Source organism: Rhodococcus sp. DMU2021, from assembly GCF_019641445.1.
Lineage (GTDB): Bacteria > Actinomycetota > Actinomycetes > Mycobacteriales > Mycobacteriaceae > Rhodococcus > Rhodococcus pyridinivorans.
In genome coordinates, this window is the sequence record NZ_JAIFKB010000055.1 from 1 (window position 1) to 4,999 (window position 4,999).

The 4,999-nt window shown below is 69.0% G+C and carries 8 protein-coding genes; 1 reads left to right on the top strand and 7 read right to left on the bottom strand.

What is annotated here, in order from left to right:
* The 4 genes from K3M35_RS25305 to K3M35_RS25320 form a co-directional block, all read right to left on the bottom strand.
* On the bottom strand, nt 1-350 hold a 350-nt coding region (locus K3M35_RS25305), incomplete at its 3' end, for a biotin carboxylase N-terminal domain-containing protein (RefSeq protein ID WP_308257123.1).
* A gap of 120 nt (nt 351-470) precedes the next feature.
* Entirely contained in the window at nt 471-1,931 is a 1,461-nt protein-coding gene (locus tag K3M35_RS25310; RefSeq protein WP_019288523.1) for a condensation domain-containing protein, read from the bottom strand.
* A gap of 7 nt (nt 1,932-1,938) precedes the next feature.
* The gene (locus tag K3M35_RS25315; protein ID WP_006550177.1) at nt 1,939-2,352 is read right to left on the bottom strand and encodes a SufE family protein; all 414 of its coding nucleotides are present in this window, start codon (nt 2,350-2,352) and stop codon (nt 1,939-1,941) included.
* A complete protein-coding gene (locus K3M35_RS25320; RefSeq protein WP_024101525.1) occupies nt 2,349-3,242 on the bottom strand; it encodes a sulfurtransferase in 894 nt (297 codons plus the stop codon). Before K3M35_RS25320 ends, K3M35_RS25315 begins: the two co-directional genes overlap by 4 nt.
* Nucleotides 3,243-3,304: 62 nt before the next feature.
* On the opposite strand from K3M35_RS25320, the gene K3M35_RS25325 reads away from it, so the two are divergent.
* Nucleotides 3,305-3,721, top strand: a complete 417-nt coding sequence (locus tag K3M35_RS25325; RefSeq protein WP_120279879.1) for a group III truncated hemoglobin — start codon at nt 3,305-3,307, stop codon at nt 3,719-3,721.
* 13 nt (nt 3,722-3,734) lie between these two features.
* Here K3M35_RS25325 and K3M35_RS25330 read toward each other — a convergent pair whose 3' ends face one another.
* The 3 genes from K3M35_RS25330 to K3M35_RS26995 all read right to left on the bottom strand — a co-directional run.
* Entirely contained in the window at nt 3,735-4,397 is a 663-nt protein-coding gene (locus tag K3M35_RS25330; protein WP_039584823.1) for a nucleoside triphosphate pyrophosphatase, read from the bottom strand.
* A gap of 1 nt (nt 4,398) precedes the next feature.
* Nucleotides 4,399-4,725 carry an acyl-CoA carboxylase subunit epsilon gene (locus K3M35_RS25335; protein WP_121208963.1) on the bottom strand — a complete coding sequence of 109 codons (327 nt, stop codon included), beginning with the start codon at nt 4,723-4,725 and terminating at the stop codon, nt 4,399-4,401.
* Between the two features lie 156 nt (nt 4,726-4,881).
* The coding region (locus K3M35_RS26995; RefSeq protein ID WP_374107790.1) for a carboxyl transferase domain-containing protein at nt 4,882-4,999 on the bottom strand (118 nt) is incomplete at its 5' end.

The window sequence follows — 4,999 nt, forward strand, 5'->3', positions numbered from 1 at the left end:
ATGGACTGCGGCGAGGGGCCGATCCAGATGAGGCCGGCGTCGATCACGGCCTGGGCGAAGTCGGCGTTCTCGGAGAGGAAGCCGTAGCCGGGGTGGATGGCGTCGGCGCCGGACTTGGCCGCGGCGTCGAGGATCTTGTCGAACACCAGGTAGGACTCGGCCGAGGTGTTGCCGCCCAGTGCGAACGCCTCGTCGGCGAGCTTCACGAACTGTGCGTCTGCGTCCGGTTCGGCGTAGACGGCGACACTGCCGTAGCCCGCGTCCTTGGCGGCTCGGATGACCCGCACAGCGATTTCGCCGCGATTCGCGACGAGCACCTTCGTGATCTGCGCGCTGGCATGACTGGGCACGGAGCCTCCTGTTGATCGATCGTTAGGTTATTTCCGTCGACGGGCAGTCTAAGCGCCATTCGGATCGACGATGTAACCGGATGCCCGTATACATTACGGCGGCCGTTCGAGCGCACAATGCTACTCACCGGTAGGTGGGACTGCCGCCGTTTCCGGCCGTGCGATCCACGGTCCACCCACCGCGACCTCGTGCATCAGTTCGCGGGTGCGCGTCAGAAGGCTCGGGACGTTCTTGTCCGCGACCGTATTGTCTGGAAATCGCGCCGACATGTTCACACCCTCGGGCGTGCGGTTGATCCAGACGTAGACGTCGTGGGTGAAGCTGCGGCTGCGCAGCGCCTGAGCGTTCCATTCGGGCCACTGGGCGGCCATCGGTACGAACCGCACGTCCATGTACGAGACGACGAAACGTGGACGGATGGGCACGCCGAGGAGTTCGCCCACCCGCGCGAACGGCACTCGTGCGCTCGCGCGGGTGCGGTGCAGTTCGTCGCCGGCCCGCATCGCCAGGGTCTCGAAATCCGTTGTGTCCGTGAGTTTCAGATCGATCGGACGCAGGCCGACGAACCATCCGAGCGAACCCGCCCAGATCGGCCCGGCGCGGGTGTGCGCGGGCGCGACGGTCCGGAACCGATCCGCACCGGTGAGTTCGGCCGTCGCCCGGCCGAAGCACGCCAGCACGCCGGCGAAGAATCCCGTCCCGGCGCGTCGGCAGCATGCGGAGAAGGCGCTCGCCTCGTCGTCGTCGAACCAGCGTTCCGACAGTCGTTGCTGGGGTGTGGCGTGCGCGGGTCGCGCCCCGATCGGGAGGGGGAAGGCGGGCGGTTCGCCGCCGCATTCGGTGAGGGTCCGCCGCCAGATCTGCACGGCCTCGTCGTCGTCGTCGAGATGCGCGGACTCGTCGCGTTCGGCGGCGCCGAAGTCGATGTAGCTGCCCACCGGGAACAGGTCGGCGGCGCGACCGGTGCGCTCCTCCTCGTAGAGCGCCGAGATCTCGTGCGCCACGAGCACCACCGAGTACCCGTCGATGATGGAGTGGTCGGCGCCGAAGAAGACTGTGAACCGCTCGTCGGTGTCCTTCGCGCTTTCTGCGCTGTCGGGATCCCCGTCCGGTGTCCGCTCGAGCGTCGCGAAGACGTAGGACGGCCACAAGTGCGGGGTCGTGTAGTCGTCGAACAGACCGAGCAGGTGCTCGTGGATGGTGTCGGGATCGGCGGGATCGTGCCGGATGGGTCGCACCGACACCCGGCCGGGGGGAGCGGTGCGCCGCACCAGACCGCCGCCGCTCTGCTCCTCGTCGAGGTGCGCGTGGCTGCGCAGCGGTTCGTGCCGATCGATCCAGCGCTGCAGGGCCCGCCGGAACCGCTCGGTGTCGAGGGGCCCGGGGACCTCGAAGGCCGTGCCGAGCCAGGAGTCGCGGCCCCCGCCGTACCGGACCCCCGAGGTGCGCCTGAGATGCGCCTCGTGGATGTACGAGGCGGGACGAGGGTCCTCGCGCCAGTCGTCCTCGGCCGCACACGGCAGCCATTCGGTGAGAACGCCCGGGGGGATCCGGTAGTCGGCGAGCTCGGTGAACTCCATGACCGCGTCAGGTTCGGAGATGCCGCTTGATGCGCGTGAGCATCGCGCTCATCCCTCGCAGCCGCAGCGGGCTGACCGCCTCGGCGAGACCGAGCGAGGCATAGAAGTCGTCGGGCACGTCGAGGATCTCCTGTGCGCTGAGACCGTCGAGTCCCTGCTGCAGGATCGATGCGAATCCGCGGGTGGTCGGGGCTTCGGCGGGTGCGCTGAAGTGGAGCTTCACCTGCGACCGGTCGGATGCGTCGACGGACAGGAACAGCGGCGACTGGCACTCGGGCACCGGCTCCATCGCCGCTTCCTCGAGTTCGGCGGGAAGCGGCGGGAGCTCGCGGCTGAATTCGAGAAGCAACTGCAGCTTGTCCTGACCTTCGACGGCAGCGAAGTCGTCGACGATCTCGGCGAGGGGGGCGGGAATGCTCATGCGGCCGGCGCTTCTCCGGGCTCGTCGCCCTTGGCGATGGGCACGCGGACGGCGTTGCCCCACTCGGTCCACGAACCGTCGTAGTTGCGCACGTTCGAGTATCCGAGCAGGTAGGTGAGGACGAACCAGGTGTGGCTCGAGCGCTCGCCGATCCGGCAGTAGGCGATCACGTCGGCGTCCTGGTCGATGTCGCCGTAGATCTCCTCGAGTTCGGGCCGCGCACGGAACCGGCCGTCGGGCGCCGCTGCCTTCGCCCACGGGATCGACACCGCGGTGGGGATGTGGCCACCGCGCAGGGCGCCTTCCTCCGGGTAGTCGGGCATGTGGGTGCGCTCGCCGGTGTACTCCTGGGGCGACCGCACGTCGACCAGCGGGCCCTTGCCCAGGTGCGCGAGGACATCGTCCTTGAATGCGCGGATCCGGGCGTCGTTGCGCTCGACGACCGGGTAACCGCTCGTCGTGGCGGCGGGGATGTCGAGGGTGGTGTCGCGGTTCTCGGAGATCCACGCGTCGCGTCCACCGTCGAGCAGGCGGACGTCCTCGTGGCCGAAGAGGGTGAAGACCCACAGTGCGTAGGCGGCCCACCAGTTGGACTTGTCGCCGTAGATGATCACGGTGTCGGTGCGGCGGATGCCCTTGCGATCCATGAGCGCGGCGAACTGCTCGCCGTCGATGTAGTCGCGGGTGACGGGGTCGTTGAGATCGAGATGCCAGTCGATCTTCACCGCACCGGGGATGTGCCCCACGTCGTAGAGCAGGACGTCCTCGTCGGACTCTACGACCTTCACTTCGGGATGGCCGAGATGAGCGGACAACCACTCCGTCGACACGAGACGGTTGGGATCGGCGTATACCGCGAACGAAGGGTTGCTATCGGGTGCGACGGGCACATGGGCTCCTGAGGCTGTGGTGGCAGGTGCGCCGTCGATTCTAGGCGGTACCGTGACGGGACGTGACCCGCAGTGACACCCCCGGCGACCGGCCGGCCCCGGTCGAGCTCGCATCGCGGGAGCATATCGACCTGCTGGTCCGGCGGTTCTACGAACGGGCCCTCGACGATCCCGTGCTCGCGCCGGCCTTCGACGTCCTCGCCGTGGTCGGGCTCGACGACCATCTGGTGGTCGTCGGCGACTTCTGGGAGCAGATCCTCTTCCGCACCACCCGCTATCGCGGAGCGTTCGTACCGGTGCACCGGGCGCTGCACGGACACCACGGACTGACCCCCGCCCGGTTCGAGCGGTGGTTGCAGTTGTGGTGCGGGACCGTGGACGAGATGTTCCACGGCGTGGATGCCGAGCGTGCGAAGACCAAGGCCGAGGCGATGGTGGGCTCGTTGCAGAAGACCCTGTACGGCGGCACGACCCGATAGTGCCCGGTACGGCTCAGTTCTCGAGCGCCTCGACGGGGATCGCGGCGTTCTCGGCCCACAGACGTGCGACGGAGATGCCGACCTCGGCGAGGAGGCGACGCACCAGCGGGAGCCCGATGCCGATCACCGACGACGGATCGCCCTCGATGCGCTCGACGAACCAGCCCCCGTGACCGTCGAGCGTGAAGGCCCCGGCCACCTCGAGCGGCTCGCCGCTGTCGAGATAGGCCTCGAGTTCCTCGTCCGTGGGGGTGCCGAAGTGCACTACGGTGCCGCTGTGGTCGGCGGCCTCCGCGACGACCTCGTCGTCGCGGATACGGAGCACGGCGTGACCGGTGAGCAGCTCGCCGCTGCGGCCGGCCATCGTCCGCCAGCGCTCGCGGGCCGCCTCGACGGTGCCGGGCTTGCCTTGCAGAGCGCCGTCGATCAGCAGCATCGAGTCGCAGCCGATGACGACGGCGTCGCGCAGCTTCTGCTCGCGCAGGACGGGCAGGATGTCGGTGGCCTTGGCGCGGGCCAGCTCGGTGACGACCTGCGCCGGTGGCGTGCCGGGGCCGAGGGACGCGATGAGTGCGTCCTCGTCGACCTCCGACACCTGCACCAACGGCTTCACGCCCGCCGCGTGGAGAACCGCGAGGCGGGCGGGTGAAGCCGAGGCCAGAACGAGCCGGGGCATGTCAGCCGCGGTTCGGGTACGAATACGGCGAGAACGGCGCCCACTGCCGGTGCGTCCGCGTCGGATCGCCCCAGGTCTCGGGCGGCCGGGTGTCGACCACCTCGTTGCCCGCCGACGCAGCGGCAGCGGCGAGCACGGCGACGAGAGCCGCGATCTCCTCGTCGGCGGGGTTGCCCTTGACGATGCGGATGGCAGCCGCGGTTTCGGCGACCGCGGTGCTCTCCTGGGCGGCTTCGGTCGCGTCGTCGGCGGCCGTGGCCTCGACCGCGGGCGGCTGCTCTTCGACTTCGAACTCGGTGATGATCTTGTCCTCTGCCGTCGCTGTCACAGGGCACCCCCCGGGTACGCGTCCACACAGGCATCGGATGCCCACCGGGTCGCTGTCATGTCGATCCCTCTCTCGGGTTCATCGCACGTCGTCGGCGACGTGCTACGCCGTACGGTCGCGGCAGGACCGAGCTGCGCCCGGTCCTGCCGCCGAGCGTCACAGCGGAATGTTTCCATGCTTCTTCGGCGGGAGCGAAACCATCTTCCGCTCGAGCAGGCGCAGCGCGGAGACGATCTGTCCGCGCGTGTGCGACGGCGGGATCACCGCGTCGACG